The sequence below is a fragment of the Arenibacterium sp. CAU 1754 genome (assembly GCF_054482635.1).
Genome location: NZ_JBTLRG010000001.1, coordinates 939,960 through 955,644, shown reverse-complemented (window position 1 = coordinate 955,644; position 15,685 = coordinate 939,960). Strand labels below are relative to the sequence as shown.

Here is a 15,685-nt window from a genome sequence, read left to right as displayed (position 1 = left end):
CGTTACCTCGGTTCCTGAACAAAGGCCGAAATGGAGACCAGTGCGAATTGACCGGCGCCGTCCTTGACCACGTTCTGGCCCAGACCGGCGGTCGGGAAAACAGGGTCGATCTTGGCGCAGGCGCGCAGGATCATCAGATCATTTTCCTTGGCGTCGTTCTTGAATTCGGTCTTTGGGGCGACTTCTTCGGATTTGTCCGTGCAGGTTGCGTCGGCAGAAACGCCGGCCCAGTTGCGCGGGTCCACCTGGACCATCTCAAGCAGCATGTTGTCCCGGCAGTTGTCGATAAAACCGGTGCGTTCGCACAGCAGGTCCTTGATTTCGTTGTGCTGCGGCGCGGTGCCTGTGCTCAGGCGGATGTCGCGGACAGTAATGTCCATCGCCCGTTCAAGCATCGCGTGCTGCAGTGAAATCATGCCCAGTTCGATCCCCGACAGGGTGATGATGATAATTGCCGGGAACACGATGGCGAATTCGATGGTCGCATTGCCCTGATCCGATCGACGAAAACGGGCAAAAGCGCGTGAAAAAAGTCGGGTCATTGGGTCAGCCTCAGTTTGCGGATCGACGATGCGATCGATGCGAAAGCTTCGGAAATTTCCAGACCTTTCACATCATAATAATGGCTGTCCGAGCTGGCGCAGTTGCGCAGAACGTACTTGCCGGCGCTGGGGGCCTCAAAGCCGATGGTGAACACGATGATGTCCTCGTCCTTGGCGGCGTCGCAGATGTCAAACGCACGGTTGTTCTTGGTCGAGGAATTCACAGACCGGCGCGGGGAATAGTACCAGTTGTTCCAGCCGTTTCCGTCCCAGGAATAGTTGTTGCGCACGTTCGTTTGCATCGGGGTATAGGCCCAAAGCTCGGCAAAGGTCAGACGGACCGGATCGCCCGGATCGTCATGTTTGCCGCAGCCATAGGCGTTGCCCCACGCGTGTTCGCACCCATTGTCTGTTTCTTCACCGTAGGCATAATCGTACCATTTGCCGGTGTGCGGCCAGTAATAGAGCCCAGAGTTGGGGTTGAGGATCGAGTATCTCTCGGCCTCGTCATTCCAGAAGACGTAGGAGTCGCCGCTGCGATAGTTGTCGTCGATATAGTACTGCGACGTGTTCTGACCGTCCGTCATGAGAACGACGATCTTGAGGGCGTCGTTGCTGGTAAAGCCGGTCGGACGCGCCGCGAAACTGGCATCAGCCTCGCCAGCGGCAATCAGGTTATTGACGACCGGGCGCAGATCCGGGTCCAGAAGGGCGGTGCCCCACTTCATCCCAACGTCGATCGAGGTGTTGCCACCCGCCCAGAGGTTATCGATGAAGTTCTTCAGGACTGTGCGATTTTTCTGCAGCGCCAGGATCTCGCGCTTGGGATCGTCTTCACAAACCGGGACGAGCACGGTCTTGACCGGGTCGTCGTCGCGCTGGTCCGAACTGCGGGTCCACGGGTCAAAGTGCATGGTCCGGTCCAGCTCTTCGGTGGTGCTGATCCCGGTTTCCTGGAAGTGGGAGGCCTGGAAGTTGATGCAATTGGAATAGTCGTTTTCGCCAGCCACATTGAAATTGCTCATCATCGCGTCCGACACGGATACCTGCGTGGCATAGGGGATGATCGAGATCGACAGTTTGCCGTCGACCGTGTTGTCGACCATTTCATCCACGAAATCCTTGGCCGCAACCTTGAGGTTGGTCAGTCGCGAGTTCCGGTTCATCGACCCCGACACGTCCAGCACCAGGGAAATCTCGACGCCGTCGATGCGTTCTTCGGCGGTGCCTGCGGCTGGGGCGGCAAGGGAATCAACACCGTTCATGTGCATGAACTGCGTTGGAACCTCGGCCAGGGCTGTGGCGGAGACGCTGCGAAAGCCGAGACCCTCGCTGACAACGACGCTTTTCAAATACTGGCTCAGACCGGATTTGGTGAAGTAATCGTCAACCACCGCGCGCGGCTCAAGAGGTTGTTCAAGGTCTGCAGCCGCAAGAACCGCACGGTCCAGCGTGTACTGCAGCCGCGACCGGTCGCGCTCGACGCGCATCAGGTCGATGCCGATGCCGGCAACCATGAGGATGATCACCAGAACATAAACGCTGAAAATCGTCAGCGACCCCGCTTCGCTGTTCGCAAACCGCGAAACGGTTCCGGACGTTTCGGAGCGGAGCCGGGGAAGCGACGGACGCTTGGATTTCGAAATATGATCGGTACGCGGATACATTGTGACCTCTTTCGCCCGGAAGAATCGAGCGACTGTTGCGATACAATTTGATGTATTCTATTTCACCCACAATCGTGACCGAAATGGGGCAGAACCCGCTCATATTCGTGGGTACTTCAGGCAAATTGCGGCACGGTTTTCCTTAATTTGCGCAGTTGTTTCCGTCCTGGACACAAAGCCGAGGCTGCGATGGTTTTGGTAAAACCTTAAGACTTCGTTAACATCTCGTACAAAATTCGCACAATAAAGTGGCCTGCCGCAAAGGTCTTGTCATAGGTTGCAAGCCATGACTTGGCACCATGCAGTCGAATTTTGCCCGCGAAAGGACCAGGAATGACGCAGCAGCCAGAACCCAGTTTCCGGGAGAGTGTTGACCTGATGTTCAACAGGGCGGTTGTCCTAATGGATTTGCCCCCGGGACTTGAGGAGAAAATCCGCGTCTGCAACGCGACTTACACCGTTCGGTTCGGCGTGCGCCTGCGTGGGCAGATCCAGACGTTCACCGGCTATCGGTCTGTCCATTCCGAACATATGGAGCCGGTAAAGGGCGGCATCCGCTATGCCATGAGCGTCAATCAGGACGAGGTCGAAGCGCTGGCCGCGCTGATGACGTATAAATGCGCTTTGGTCGAGGCCCCGTTCGGAGGGTCAAAAGGCGGGTTGCGGATAGACCCGCGCCAGTACGACGAACACGAATTGGAACTGATTACCCGTCGCTTTGCCTATGAACTGGCCAAGCGGGACCTGATCAACCCATCCCAGAACGTTCCGGCGCCCGACATGGGCACGGGGGAACGGGAAATGGCCTGGATCGCGGATCAATACGCGCGGATGAACACGACCGATATCAACGCGCGGGCCTGTGTGACGGGCAAGCCGCTGAACGCGGGCGGCATCGCTGGCCGGGTCGAGGCCACGGGCCGGGGTGTGCAATATGCGTTGCAGGAATTCTTTCGCGATGAACAGGGACTGCAAAAGGCCGGCCTTGGCGGCAGTCTGGATGGAAAACGCGTGATTGTTCAGGGGCTTGGAAACGTGGGGTACCATGCGGCCAAATTCCTGTCCGAAGAAGATGGCGCCAGGATCACGGGGATCATCGAACGCGATGGTGCGCTGTTCAATCCCGACGGGTTGGATGTTGAATCGGTGCACGCATGGATCGTGTCACATGGCGGCGTGTCGGGCTTTCCGGATGCGGCCCATGCCGCCGAAGGGGCCGCGGTCCTCGAGGAAGAATGCGACATTCTGATACCCGCCGCGCTGGAAGGGGTGATCAACATGTCCAACGTCGATCGGATCAAGGCCTCGCTGATCATCGAGGCGGCAAATGGCCCGGTGACTGCGGGGGCCGACGATGCTCTGCGGGCCAGGGGAACGGTCATCATTCCGGACATGTACGCCAATGCGGGTGGGGTCACCGTTTCCTATTTCGAATGGGTCAAGAACCTCAGCCACATTCGGTTCGGCAGGATGGGCCGGCGTCAGGAAGAGACCCGCCATCAGCTGGTGATCACTGAATTGGAACGGCTGGATGAGTATCTGGGAGACGCCTGGTCAATGAGCCCGGATTTCAAACAGAAATACCTGCGCGGTGCCGGCGAACTGGAGCTTGTGCGCTCTGGCCTCGATGACACGATGCGCATTGCCTATCAGTCGATGCGCGATGTCTGGCATGGGCGCGAGGATGTCATCGATCTGCGCACGGCGGCCTATATCGTGAGTATAGAAAAGGTCGCAGCCAGCTATCGGGCCAAGGGGCTGTAAGGAAAGGCGCGCCAGCCCCTGTGCCTGCGTCGCGCGGGTGGTCCAAGGGGCGAGGATCCGCAAACGGCACAATCGGTGCCGAACTGTCCTGCGATCCGCGGATCAGTCGCGGACGGACCAGTGTGTGTCGAAATCGGCCGGGGTCTGCGCTCTGGCCATTGCTACTCCTGCAAAGACTTGGTTCTATCCAATTGTCTTTGATCTGGGGGTATCATGCGTTTTTCCGGACTTCGCGTTCTGAAGGAGGGGCTGACCGGCAACCGTGGCTGGACGCCGCATTGGCGCGACCCCGAACCCAAGGCCGAATATGATATCGTGATCATCGGCGGCGGCGGGCACGGGCTGGCCACGGCCTATTACCTGGCCGCCGAGCACGGGCTGAGCAATATCGCGGTTCTGGAAAGGGGCTATATCGGCGGCGGCAATATCGGTCGCAACACCACCATCGTGCGGGCCAACTATGCCATGCCCGGCAATTCCGAATTCTATTCCCATTCGCTCAAGCTGTGGGAGGGGTTGGAAGAGAACCTCAATTACAACGTGATGCATTCCCAGCGGGGGGTGATCAACCTGTTCCATTCCGATGGCCAGCGCGACTATGCCGCCCGACGGGGCAACGCGATGATCAACCAGGGCGACGATGCGATCCTGCTGGACCGCGAAGGCGTTCGCAAACATGCGCCATTCCTTGATTTCGACAATGGGCGCTTCCCGATCTATGGCGGGCTCTATCACCCGCGCGGGGGCACCGCGCGCCACGATGCGGTGGCCTGGGGCTTTGCCCGGGGGGCCGATCAGCGCGGCGTCGATCTGCTTCAGAATTGCGAAGTCACCGGCATCGACATCGAAAACGGTGCCGTGACGGGCGTACAGACCACGCGCGGTGCGATCCGCGCGAAAAAGGTGGGGATCGTGGTGGCGGGCCGGTCCGGTCAGGTGGCGGCCATGGCGGGGATGCGCCTGCCCATCGAATCCCACGTGTTGCAGGCCTTTGTGACCGAAGGGCTGAAACCTTGCATCGATCAGGTCATCACCTTCGGCATGGGCCATTTCTATATCAGCCAGTCCGACAAGGGCGGTCTGGTCTTTGGCGGCGATCTGGATTTCTATTCCTCCTACGCCGCGCGCGGGAACCTGCCCATGGTCGAACATGTGATGGAAGCGGGCATGACCCTGATGCCGATGATCGGCAAGGCCAAGGTGCTGCGCAGCTGGGGCGGCATCATGGACATGACGCCCGATGGATCGCCCATCATCGACAAGACCGGGATCGACGGGCTCTATCTGGATTGCGGATGGTGTTATGGCGGGTTCAAGGCGGTGCCGGGATCGGGCAACTGTTTTGCGCATCTGATGGCGACCGACCGCCCGCACCCCGTGGCCGAGGGGTTCCGCCTTGACCGGTTCCGCACCGGCGTGGGCCTGATGGACGAAGAGGGCACCGGCGCCCAGCACAACCTGCACTGAGGACAGTACCGATGGCGACAATTCAGGAGCGCGCGAGATGAGGATCACCTGTCCGATATGCGGTGAAAGGGACCGGCGCGAATTTTATTACAAGGGCGATGCCGTCGCATTGACCAGGCCCGACCCCGAGGCCGGGGACGACGCATGGGACAGCTACCTGCACCTGCGCGACAACCCTGCGGGCGTCACGCGGGATCTGTGGCAGCACGACAGCGGATGCAGCGCGTGGATCGTCGTGACCCGCAACACGCTCACCCATGAAATCCTGAACACTGAACTGGCGTCGGAGGCCCGGACATGAGGGTTGCGGGCAAAGGGCTGATTGACCGGCAGTCAACGGTCCATTTCACGTTTGACGGCGTGCGATACGTTGGGTGCAAGGGCGATACGCTGGCCTCGGCCTTGCTGGCCAATGGCATTCGGATGGTGGGGCGGTCGTTCAAGTATCACAGGCCACGCGGCATCCTGACCGCAGGCAGCGAAGAGCCCAACGCGCTGGTCACCATCGGAAACGGCGCGCAGCAGGACCCGAACGTGCGCGCCACCGTTCAAGAGGTTTACACCGGACTTGAGGCGCGCAGCCAGAACCGGTGGCCGAACCTGTCCTTTGATCTGGTGGCGGTCAATGACCTTGCCGCCCCGTTTCTGGGCGCCGGGTTCTATTACAAGACCTTCATGTGGCCCCGTGCCTTCTGGGAAAAACTCTATGAACCGGTCATTCGCCACGCCGCCGGGCTGGGCGCGCTGTCGGGTGAGCATAACGAAGACCGCTATGAACGGGCCTATGCGTTTTGCGATCTTCTGATTATCGGGGCCGGTCCCGCCGGTCTGATGGCGGCGCTTGTGGCCGGGCGCGCCGGCGCCGACGTGATCCTTGCGGACGAAGATTCGCGCATGGGCGGGCGGCTGTTGGCCGAAACCCATGACATCGACAACCAGCCCGGTCCGGTCTGGGTCGGCTCGGTTCTTGACGAACTGGCGTCGATGAAAAATGTGCGCCTGATGCCCCGCACAACCGTGACAGGGGCCTACGATCAGGGCACCTATGGCGCGCTGGAGCGTGTCAGCCATCACACCGGGCGGCAGGCCAAAACACCGCGGGAAACCTTTTGGCGGATCGCGGCCAAACGCAGCATTCTGGCCGCAGGTGCCCTGGAACGTCCGATCGCGTTTCGCAACAACGACCGCCCCGGCATCATGACGGCGGGGGCGGTGCGCTCATATCTCAACCGCTGGGGGGTTGCGACAGGGCGCAACGTGACGGTGTTTGGCAACAATGACGATGCACATCGGACAGTCCGCGATTTGCAGGCCGCTGGCGTGCACGTGTCCGCCCTGATTGACAGCCGCCATGACGCGCCCGATTGTCCGGGGGTGCGCATTTACAAGGGCGCCCAGATCAGCAACACCGGCGGGCGGCAAGGCCTTGAAAGCATCACGATCCGCTCGGTCAGTGGCGAGGAGCGCCTGCAAACCGATTGCCTGGCCATGTCGGGCGGATGGAACCCGACGGTGCATCTGACCTGCCACCTGAATGGCCGCCCGACCTGGCGCGAGGACATCCACAGTTTCGTGCCGACACCGGGCGCCGTGCCCGGACTGCGGGCTGCAGGCGCATGCAACGGCGCGTTTTCAACGGCGTCCTGTCTGGCCGAAGGGGCCGCTGCGGCCATCGCGGCGCTGGACGATTTGGGGAGAAAGGCCCCGGAAACTCCGGTGCCCAATGCCGAGGACGCGCCCTATCGCCTGTCGCCCCTGTGGGCCGTGCCGGGCAAGGGGCGCGCCTGGCTTGATTTTCAGAACGATGTCACCGTGAAGGACGTCAAACAGGCCGCGACGGAAAACTTCCGCTCGGTCGAGCATATGAAACGCTATACGACGCAAGGCATGGCAACGGACCAGGGCAAGAATTCGAACGTCGCCGCCCTTGCCATTCTGGCGGATGTGACCGGGCGGGGCATTCCCGAAACCGGAACGACAACTTTCCGTCCCCCCTACAGCCCGGTAGCCATTGCCGCGCTGGGCGCAGGGGCACAGGGTAAGGGGTTCGCGCCGCAACGGTTTACTACCAGCCACACGGCCTCGGTCGAGCGCGGTGCGCCGATGATCGAGGCGGGGCTGTGGTATCGCCCCAGCTATTTCCCAGCGCCCGGCGAAACCACCTGGCGGCAATCGTGCGACCGTGAGGTCAACATGGTGCGCGACACTGTCGGAATCTGCGATGTGTCGACCCTTGGGAAGATCGACATTCAGGGTCCGGATGCCGGTGTCTTTCTGGATTTCATCTATTGCAACACGTTCAGCACGCTCAAGGTCGGGCGCGCGCGCTATGGTCTGATGCTGCGCGAGGACGGGCATGTGATGGACGACGGCACCACCGCACGTCTGGGCGCGCAGCATTTCGTGATGACCACGACCACCGCCGCTGCGGGCGAGGTGATGCGCCACATGGAATTCGTTCATCAATGCCTGCGCCCGGATCTGGACGTCAGTTTCATTTCGGTCACCGAACAGTGGGCACAGTTTGCCATTGCCGGCCCGAAATCGCGGGAATTGCTGGATGGCCTTCTCGACGAAGCCCTGGACCCTGCCGACTGGCCCTTCATGGCCTGTGGACCGGTTTCGGTGTCCGGTATCGGCGGCCGTCTGTTCCGCATCTCGTTTTCGGGCGAACATGCTTACGAACTGGCTGTGCCCTCCCGCTATGGCGACAGCCTGTTCCGCTTGCTCGTCGCCCGGGCCGAGGCGCTGGGCGGTGGACCTTACGGGATGGAGGCGTTGAATGTTCTGCGCATTGAAAAGGGATTCATCACCCACAGCGAAATTCACGGGCGGACCACAGCCTTTGATATCGGGATGGACCGTATGGTGTCGGACAAGAAGGACTGCATCGGCAAAACCATGTCCGAGCGCCCCGGTCTGAGCGGGCCCGAGCGTGAACAGCTGGTCGGTCTGCGCCCGGTGGGGGCCGTCAAGCAGGTGATCGCTGGCGCGCATCTGTTCGAGGTCGACGATGCACCCGAACGCGAAAACGATCTGGGGTACATCACCTCGGCCGGGTTTTCGCCGACCCTTGGCCATATGCTGGCCCTTGGGTTTCTCAAGAACGGCCGCCAACGTCATGGCGACACGGTAAAAATGGTCGATCATCTGCGCGGCATTGAAACCCTGTGTCAGATCACCGACCCGGTGGTGTTTGACCCCGAAGGAGGGCGCGTCCGTGGCTGAACTGATCGCAAAAACGCCCTGTGAAGGGTTGCTCCCGATCACGATCGGGTCCCTTTCCCTGAGCGAAGAGACACCGGGAATGCTGACCTCGCTTGCACCCTTCAAGGGCGGCGATGCCAACCTGTGCGATGCATTGACAGCGGCGCATGGAATGGCCTTTCCCGCCCCAAACCGCGCGACCGGCAGTTCCGGCGCGCGCGCGATTTGGTTTGGCCAGGGGCAGGCGATGCTTGTGGGGCCAGAGCCCGAAGCGGGTCTGGCGAAGTTTGCCGCGCTGACGGATCAGTCCGATGCCTGGGCGATCGTCCGCCTTGAAGGGGCTGGGGCCGAGGAGGTGCTGGCCCGCCTGGTTCCGGTTGACCTGCGCGGTTCGGTGTTCAAACGGGGTCATACGGCACGCACCCAGCTTGTGCACATGATGACATCGGTCACCCGCGTCGGGCCGCAGGCGTTCTGGATCATGGTGTTCCGGTCGATGGCGCAAACACTGTTGCATGATTTGCAAACGGCCATGGAAGCGGTGGGCGCGCGGGGGTAAACTCTGCGCTGAACTTACTGATTCCGGAGTACTGTCATGATCATTCGCCTTGCCCTTGCTGCCGGCCTTATGGCCACCCCTGTGTGGGCACAGGAAACCAAGGAACAAAGCTGTGGCTATCAGGCCGATGTCGTCGCCGCGATCCAAAAGGCGCGACTGGACCGGGTCAAGGAACGAGATGTACCACAGGCCATCGCCGCAACAAACCCGACCTGGCCTGCGAATTACAACGCGGCGATTCCGCTGATCGCGCCGTGGGTCTATGAAAAGAAGATGCGCGTCGTGCGGAACAACGATTTGTCAGACGCCTGGAAAGAATTGTGTCTGGCCCAATAGGTCGGGTCGCATTCACGCCAACAAGCATGGTATAGCAAGGCATGAGCCTTCCGCCCGGATTTCTGGATGAACTACGCAGCCGTGCCAGCCTGTCACAGGTGGTGGGGCGAAAAGTCATGTGGGATACGCGCAAGTCCAATCAGGGCAAGGGCGACATGTGGGCGCCATGCCCGTTCCATCAGGAAAAAACCGCCAGCTTTCACGTCGATGATCGCAAGGGGTTCTATTACTGTTTCGGCTGTCATGCCAAAGGGGACGCAATCGGGTTCATCAAGGACACCGAGAACGTCAGCTTTATGGAGGCGGTTGAAATTTTGGCGCGCGAGGTCGGCATGCCGATGCCCGCCCGCGACCCCCGTGCACAGGAAAAGGCCGACAAGCGGACGCAGCTGGCCGAGGTGATGGAACAGGCGGTTCAGTTCTTTCGCCTGCAACTGAATACAGGGGCCGCCGGACCGGCCCGATCCTATCTTGATCGGCGTGGCTTGGACAAATCCACGCTTGAACGGTGGGAAATCGGCTTTGCCCCGGATGGGTGGCAGGGGCTGTGGAATCATTTGCGCGGCAAGAATGTCGCCGAGGACCTGATCCTGGGGGCCGGACTGGCCAAACCCTCCAGCAAGGGCGGCAAACCCTATGACACGTTCCGCAACCGGATCATGTTCCCGATTCGCGATGCGCGGGGGCGTTGCATTGCCTTTGGCGGCCGGGCGATGGACCCCGATGACAATGCCAAGTATCTGAATTCGCCCGAAACCGAGCTTTTTGACAAGGGTCGCAGCCTCTATAACCACGGCCCCGCGCGCGAGGCGGCCGGCAAGGGCAAGCCGCTGATCGTTGCCGAAGGGTACATGGATGTGATCGCCCTGCACGGCGGCGGGTTCGAGGCAGCGGTTGCGCCCTTGGGCACGGCCATCACGGAAAACCAGTTGCAGCTGCTCTGGCGGATCGCGCCAGAGCCGATCATCGCGCTGGATGGGGATACGGCGGGGCTGCGCGCCGCGATGCGTCTGATCGACCTGGCGTTGCCGTTGCTTGAGGCCGGACAGTCGTTGCGCTTTGCGCTGATGCCCGAAGGTCTGGACCCTGACGACCTGATCCGCGCCCAGGGGGCGGGTGCGGTACAGAAGCTGCTGGATCAGGCCATTCCGATGGTGCGCCTGTTGTGGCAGCGTGAAACCGACGGCAAGGTCTTTGACAGTCCCGAACGCAAGGCCGCGCTGGACAAGGTTTTGCGCGAAAAGATCAAGCTGATCCGCGACCCCAGCATCCGCAGCCATTATGGTCAGGAAATCAAGAACCTGCGCTGGCAACTGTTCAACCCGCGCCGTCAATCATCGCGCACGCCCTGGGTGCCGGGCCGCAAACCCATCCTGCCCGCGACACCTGGCACCAGGAATTCGATGCTGGCCGCCGCCGGCGATCGCACGGAAAACCACCTGCGCGAGGCAATTGTCCTGGCGGGTTTGATCGCGACGCCGCAAGTGATCAGCGAATTCGAAACCGGGATCGAGCGGATGGAATGCGCCGATCCTGACTTTGCGCGCATGCGCGATGTGATCCTGCGTAACGGTGGGATGTCCCCTGACACCCTGGCGGAAGAAATACGGGCAGCGCTGGGGGGCGACGCCCTTGAAAACCTGCATGCGATTGGCCATGTGGCAATCAGCCCCTGCGTTTTGCATCCCGGAGACGTGGAACGTGCCCGCCTCGCGGTGGATCTGGGGCTGAAACGGATTGCCGCCTACCGGGGACATGTCGAACAGTTGGAAGAGGTCGCGCAGCAACCCGACGGCGCGATAGACGAGACCGACACTTGGAGGTTGGGCGACGCCGCCAAGGAACGTATCCGCGCCGAGCGGGATATGGGCAGTGACGACGTGGAATTTGTCGTCGCCGACAACGGAGCGCGGCTGGATAAACGACAGGTCGACGAGAGTCGGGCGATTCTCGATTCGATCGACTTTACAAAAGGTGGGCGCGCCAAACGGCAACAGTGACGCGCTTTCGTAAGGAAAACCAAAAGAAAAACGGTTAAACGGGTGGCCGAATCACCAGATCGCGCTAATGATTCGGATGAGTCGCGAATCGCCTTAAGACCCTGCAGGAGCATTTAATGGCCGCCAAAGATAACGACGACCGCAAACCTGACGATCAGGACGCAGAAATTTCGCTGGATATGAGCCAGGCCGCCGTCAAGAAGATGATCGGCGACGCGCGTGAAAAGGGCTATATCACCTATGACCAGCTGAATCAGGTTCTGCCGCCCGATCAGGTCAGTTCCGAACAGATCGAAGACGTGATGTCGATGCTGTCGGAAATGGGTATCAACATCATCGAGGACGAAGAGGCCGAGGAGGAAGAGCAGAAAGGCTCGACCGACGTTGTGGCCCAGTCCGACGCGCGCGAGGTCACGCTGGCCTCTTCGGGCGCCGAAAAACTGGACCGGACCGATGATCCGGTGCGCATGTACCTGCGCGAAATGGGCAGTGTTGAACTGCTCAGCCGTGAGGGCGAAATCGCGATTGCCAAGCGGATCGAAGCCGGCCGCAACACGATGATCGCCGGGCTGTGCGAAAGCCCGCTGACGTTCCAGGCGATCACGATCTGGCGCGACGAACTTTTGAGCGAAGATATTCTTCTGCGTGACGTGATCGATCTGGAAACCACATTCGGCAACCAGATGGACGAGGACGGCGAGGTCGAGGAACCCATCGTCGCGCCCGGCGCAGTCGAGGCACAGCCCAAGGCGGAAACCGAGGATACTCCGGAGCTGGATGCAGACGGCAACCCCATTGCCAAGGATGATGACGACGACGAGGACGAACAGGCCAATATGTCCCTCGCCGCGATGGAAGCCGCGCTGAAGGATCAGGTCCTCAACACGCTTGAGCGCATCGCAAACGATTACGCCCAACTGTCGGAAATGCAGGACAGCCGGATTTCGGCAACCCTGAACGAGGATGGGTCGTTCAGTTCGGGGGACGAAGACCGCTATCAGGCGCTGCGCTCGGAAATCGTTGAGCTGGTGAATGAACTGCACCTGCACAACAACCGGATCGAGGCTCTGATCGACCAGCTCTATGGCATCAACCGCCGGGTGATGTCGCTCGACAGCTCCATGGTCAAGCTGGCCGACCAGGCCCGCATCAACCGCCGCGAATTCATCGACGAATACCGCGGTCGTGAACTTGACCCGAACTGGCTGTCCGAAATGGCGGACAAGCCGGGCCGGGGCTGGCAGATGTTCATTGAACGCTCGTCCGACAAGGTCGAGGAACTGCGCTCGGACATGGCGCAGGTGGGTCAGTATGTCGGTCTCGACATCAGTGAATTCCGCCGCATCGTCCAGCAGGTTCAGAAGGGCGAAAAAGAGGCCCGTCAGGCCAAGAAGGAAATGGTCGAAGCGAACCTGCGGCTCGTGATTTCGATCGCCAAGAAATACACGAACCGTGGCTTGCAATTCCTTGATCTCATTCAGGAAGGCAACATCGGTCTGATGAAGGCGGTGGACAAGTTCGAATACCGCCGTGGCTACAAGTTTTCGACCTATGCGACATGGTGGATTCGTCAGGCGATCACCCGGTCCATCGCCGATCAGGCGCGCACCATCCGTATCCCGGTTCACATGATCGAAACGATCAATAAACTGGTCCGCACCGGTCGCCAGATGCTGCATGAAATCGGCCGTGAACCCACGCCCGAGGAACTGGCAGAAAAGCTGCAGATGCCGTTGGAGAAGGTTCGCAAGGTGATGAAGATCGCCAAGGAACCGATCAGCCTTGAAACGCCCATCGGCGACGAGGAGGACAGTCAGCTTGGTGATTTCATCGAGGACAAGAATGCCGTTCTGCCCTTGGACAGCGCCATTCAGGAAAACCTCAAGGAAACGACCACACGGGTTCTGGCCTCGCTCACCCCGCGCGAGGAACGTGTTCTGCGGATGCGTTTCGGCATCGGCATGAACACAGACCACACGCTGGAAGAGGTCGGACAACAGTTCAGCGTGACGCGCGAACGTATCCGCCAGATCGAAGCCAAGGCCCTGCGCAAGCTGAAACATCCCAGCCGCAGCCGCAAGCTGCGCAGCTTCCTGGATCAGTAAAACAGGATCAGGGCGCTCGGTGGTCATTGACCCGAGCGCCCTTTTTCTTTGCTTCGACGACACTTGTGGCAAGCAAGATGTCTGTGACGATACCCCGATAAATTCATTCACGTGAACACCGCTTGGCGACACTGGAGCACGCTGCCCATCACTGTGAATTTATCGCATGTGATCAGGGGATTAGGGCCGTAATTGATATGCCTCAAACCGGCGATTTGCAGCCTGCGCTATGGTTCAGTTGATTACGAAGCGTTGAAATTTCAAACGACTGGCGCATCTTTATCCTGAACGTTGCCTGCGGTTCGATAGAGGGATTGTCCGGCAACCCAGCGGAAAGGTCATGATATGAAACATCTGTTAGCGATTGCCGTCGGGGCCGCAGTTGCCGTCGCGCCCGCGTCCAGCTCGGCATGGCGGGCCCTGAACCGGCACGAGGTTTTCCCGGTTTCCAAAGGCGTGTTCGAGGTGGTCAGCCTTGTCGGCTCCGGAGCGCAGGATTACTGGTGCGGGGCAGGCGACTATGCAATTTCGCAACTGCGCGTGCGGGGCAATCAGCGCATTTATATCTGGGGCGCCATCGGTCCCAGCGTGAACAGACCCGGCAAGAAAGCCGTGCAGTTTTCGTTGACCCCGCCACCGAATGTCGATCTGGAACCGCGCCTGACCATGTCGGTCAAGGCAGTGGGCGACAACATGCGGGCGGCAATGGCCCTGCAATACTGCTATGGGGACGATCCGTTTGATCGTTTTCCAAGGTGGAACTGAATTTCCAATTCACGATTTCGATAGATAGGAGAGCGTACTGATGAATAGGTCCTTCTTGGGCGCGGTCTCCGCGCTCACACTGATTGCGACACAGGCCGTCGCTTGGCAGGCGGATAACAGGCTGACGGTGACGGCTCTTTCGGGTGGAGAATTCGAGGTGACGGGCAAGCCCGGATTCGCGTCGCCGCGCGATTACTGGTGTGCGGCGGGTGATTACGCGCTGAGCGTTCTTGGCGTGCCGGGCACCCAGCGCATTTACATCACGCGCGGCGAGACGCGCTCACCGACCACCGGCCGCAAAACGGTTCGTTTTTCACTGACAGAACCTGCGGGTGCGACTCAGCGCAGCAGTCTCTTGCTTTCGGTGGATCGGATCGGCGAAAACCTCGGGGCGGTCTTTGCGTGGAACTACTGTCTGGACCGCAAGAATTTGGATCCCTAATCCGGAGCGGTGCGTGCATAACAAGTTTCGTTTACAGACCGATGGCCCCGGTCTGTATGAGTTTACCGGTCAGGTGCGTGACTGGCTTCAGGCCAATGGGGCGGGCAGTGGTCTTTTGACCCTGTTCGTGCGCCACACATCCTGTTCCCTGCTGATCCAGGAAAACGCCGATCCGGATGTGCAGATCGATCTGCAATCCTTTCTGGAGCGTCTCATCCCGGACGCAACCCATCCGTCAATGTCCTATCTGCGCCACACCATGGAAGGCGCAGACGACATGCCTGCCCATATCAAGGCGGCGATCCTGCCCGTATCGCTCAGCATTCCGGTTCAGGCCGGGCGGCCGGTGCTGGGCTCATGGCAGGGGATTTACCTGTTCGAACACCGCCAGGCGCCCCACACGCGGCAAGTGGCGGCGCATTTTCTGGTTCAGGCCTGATCATCCAGAACGAAGGTCACCATCATGTTGACCTTGTATTCAGTGATCTTGCCGTTCTTGACCCAGACGTTCTGTTCCTTGATCCAGGCCCCGGAAATACCGCGCAGGGTTTCCGATGCGCGTTCGATTCCATTGGCCACCGCGTCTTCAAAGCTTTTCGTGGAAGTTGCGGAAATTTCGGTTACCCGTGCAACACTCATGGTTCCTCTCCCCTTTTGTGGATGTCCTTGATGATGGGGCCACGCCGGACGCCGGGCAAGACAATCCGCGCGCCGGCACGATACCCGCTGATCGCCGCCGATTGTTGATTTGAAACCAAGCAGATGCCCCACCATTTGGCGCAGCATGACACAGTATGTGGTAGAGTGGAAAATACACTACACAACGCATGA

The 15,685-nt window shown here is 60.2% G+C and carries 14 protein-coding genes; 11 read left to right on the top strand and 3 right to left on the bottom strand.

Features of this window, described 5'->3' with window-relative positions:
* Positions 1-2 precede the first annotated feature (2 nt).
* Together ACXYMO_RS04645 and ACXYMO_RS04640 are read right to left on the bottom strand one after the other, a co-directional pair.
* Positions 3-542 carry a TadE/TadG family type IV pilus assembly protein gene (locus tag ACXYMO_RS04645; protein WP_458877485.1) on the bottom strand — a complete coding sequence of 180 codons (540 nt, stop codon included), beginning with the start codon at positions 540-542 and terminating at the stop codon, positions 3-5.
* Positions 539-2,209, bottom strand: a complete 1,671-nt coding sequence (locus tag ACXYMO_RS04640; protein WP_458877484.1) for a pilus assembly protein TadG-related protein — start codon at positions 2,207-2,209, stop codon at positions 539-541. The genes ACXYMO_RS04645 and ACXYMO_RS04640 overlap by 4 nt, the downstream gene beginning before the upstream one ends.
* Before the next feature lie 333 nt (positions 2,210-2,542).
* Between ACXYMO_RS04640 and ACXYMO_RS04635 the strand changes: the two genes are divergently transcribed.
* The 11 genes from ACXYMO_RS04635 (at position 2,543) to ACXYMO_RS04585 (ending at position 15,293) form a co-directional block, all read left to right on the top strand.
* Positions 2,543-3,973, top strand: coding sequence for a Glu/Leu/Phe/Val family dehydrogenase (locus ACXYMO_RS04635; protein WP_458877483.1), 1,431 nt, complete (start codon positions 2,543-2,545; stop codon positions 3,971-3,973).
* A 213-nt stretch (positions 3,974-4,186) separates the two neighbouring features.
* A complete protein-coding gene (locus ACXYMO_RS04630) occupies positions 4,187-5,440 on the top strand; it encodes a sarcosine oxidase subunit beta family protein (RefSeq protein WP_458877482.1) in 1,254 nt (417 codons plus the stop codon).
* A 37-nt stretch (positions 5,441-5,477) separates the two neighbouring features.
* Positions 5,478-5,741 (top strand): sarcosine oxidase subunit delta, encoded by a 264-nt coding sequence (locus ACXYMO_RS04625; protein ID WP_458877481.1) that lies wholly within the window; start codon positions 5,478-5,480, stop codon positions 5,739-5,741.
* Entirely contained in the window at positions 5,738-8,668 is a 2,931-nt protein-coding gene (locus tag ACXYMO_RS04620; protein WP_458877480.1) for a sarcosine oxidase subunit alpha family protein, read from the top strand. Before ACXYMO_RS04625 ends, ACXYMO_RS04620 begins: the two co-directional genes overlap by 4 nt.
* Entirely contained in the window at positions 8,661-9,206 is a 546-nt protein-coding gene (locus ACXYMO_RS04615; protein WP_458877479.1) for a sarcosine oxidase subunit gamma, read from the top strand. The genes ACXYMO_RS04620 and ACXYMO_RS04615 overlap by 8 nt, the downstream gene beginning before the upstream one ends.
* Positions 9,207-9,245: 39 nt before the next feature.
* Positions 9,246-9,542: a hypothetical protein gene (locus tag ACXYMO_RS04610; RefSeq protein WP_458877888.1), complete on the top strand. Its 297-nt coding sequence runs from the start codon at positions 9,246-9,248 to the stop codon at positions 9,540-9,542.
* A 41-nt stretch (positions 9,543-9,583) separates the two neighbouring features.
* Positions 9,584-11,542: a DNA primase gene (dnaG, locus tag ACXYMO_RS04605; protein WP_458877478.1), complete on the top strand. Its 1,959-nt coding sequence runs from the start codon at positions 9,584-9,586 to the stop codon at positions 11,540-11,542.
* Between the two features lie 116 nt (positions 11,543-11,658).
* Positions 11,659-13,647, top strand: coding sequence for an RNA polymerase sigma factor RpoD (rpoD, locus tag ACXYMO_RS04600; protein ID WP_458877477.1), 1,989 nt, complete (start codon positions 11,659-11,661; stop codon positions 13,645-13,647).
* Between the two features lie 345 nt (positions 13,648-13,992).
* A complete protein-coding gene (locus tag ACXYMO_RS04595) occupies positions 13,993-14,412 on the top strand; it encodes a hypothetical protein (RefSeq protein ID WP_458877476.1) in 420 nt (139 codons plus the stop codon).
* Between the two features lie 40 nt (positions 14,413-14,452).
* On the top strand, positions 14,453-14,854 hold the full coding sequence (locus tag ACXYMO_RS04590; RefSeq protein ID WP_458877475.1) for a hypothetical protein: 402 nt from the start codon (positions 14,453-14,455) through the stop codon (positions 14,852-14,854).
* Positions 14,855-14,867: 13 nt separating this feature from the next.
* Positions 14,868-15,293 carry a secondary thiamine-phosphate synthase enzyme YjbQ gene (locus tag ACXYMO_RS04585; RefSeq protein WP_458877474.1) on the top strand — a complete coding sequence of 142 codons (426 nt, stop codon included), beginning with the start codon at positions 14,868-14,870 and terminating at the stop codon, positions 15,291-15,293.
* Here ACXYMO_RS04585 and ACXYMO_RS04580 read toward each other — a convergent pair.
* Positions 15,284-15,493: a dodecin family protein gene (locus ACXYMO_RS04580; protein WP_458877473.1), complete on the bottom strand. Its 210-nt coding sequence runs from the start codon at positions 15,491-15,493 to the stop codon at positions 15,284-15,286. The two genes, ACXYMO_RS04585 and ACXYMO_RS04580, sit on opposite strands and share 10 nt — an antisense overlap.
* Positions 15,494-15,685 lie beyond the last annotated feature (192 nt).

What these genes read in the sequence shown, in the direction of transcription:
- ACXYMO_RS04590 (WP_458877475.1), top strand. Translation starts at nt 14,453, where the DNA reads ATGAATAGGTCCTTCTTGGGCGCGGTCTCCGCGCTCACACTGATTGCG.
- ACXYMO_RS04595 (WP_458877476.1), top strand. Translation starts at nt 13,993, where the DNA reads ATGAAACATCTGTTAGCGATTGCCGTCGGGGCCGCAGTTGCCGTCGCG.
- dnaG (WP_458877478.1), top strand. Translation starts at nt 9,584, where the DNA reads ATGAGCCTTCCGCCCGGATTTCTGGATGAACTACGCAGCCGTGCCAGC.
- ACXYMO_RS04635 (WP_458877483.1), top strand. Translation starts at nt 2,543, where the DNA reads ATGACGCAGCAGCCAGAACCCAGTTTCCGGGAGAGTGTTGACCTGATG.
- ACXYMO_RS04645 (WP_458877485.1), bottom strand. Translation starts at nt 542, where the DNA reads ATGACCCGACTTTTTTCACGCGCTTTTGCCCGTTTTCGTCGATCGGAT.
- ACXYMO_RS04640 (WP_458877484.1), bottom strand. Translation starts at nt 2,209, where the DNA reads ATGTATCCGCGTACCGATCATATTTCGAAATCCAAGCGTCCGTCGCTT.
- ACXYMO_RS04580 (WP_458877473.1), bottom strand. Translation starts at nt 15,493, where the DNA reads ATGAGTGTTGCACGGGTAACCGAAATTTCCGCAACTTCCACGAAAAGC.
- ACXYMO_RS04625 (WP_458877481.1), top strand. Translation starts at nt 5,478, where the DNA reads ATGAGGATCACCTGTCCGATATGCGGTGAAAGGGACCGGCGCGAATTT.
- ACXYMO_RS04630 (WP_458877482.1), top strand. Translation starts at nt 4,187, where the DNA reads ATGCGTTTTTCCGGACTTCGCGTTCTGAAGGAGGGGCTGACCGGCAAC.
- rpoD (WP_458877477.1), top strand. Translation starts at nt 11,659, where the DNA reads ATGGCCGCCAAAGATAACGACGACCGCAAACCTGACGATCAGGACGCA.
- ACXYMO_RS04620 (WP_458877480.1), top strand. Translation starts at nt 5,738, where the DNA reads ATGAGGGTTGCGGGCAAAGGGCTGATTGACCGGCAGTCAACGGTCCAT.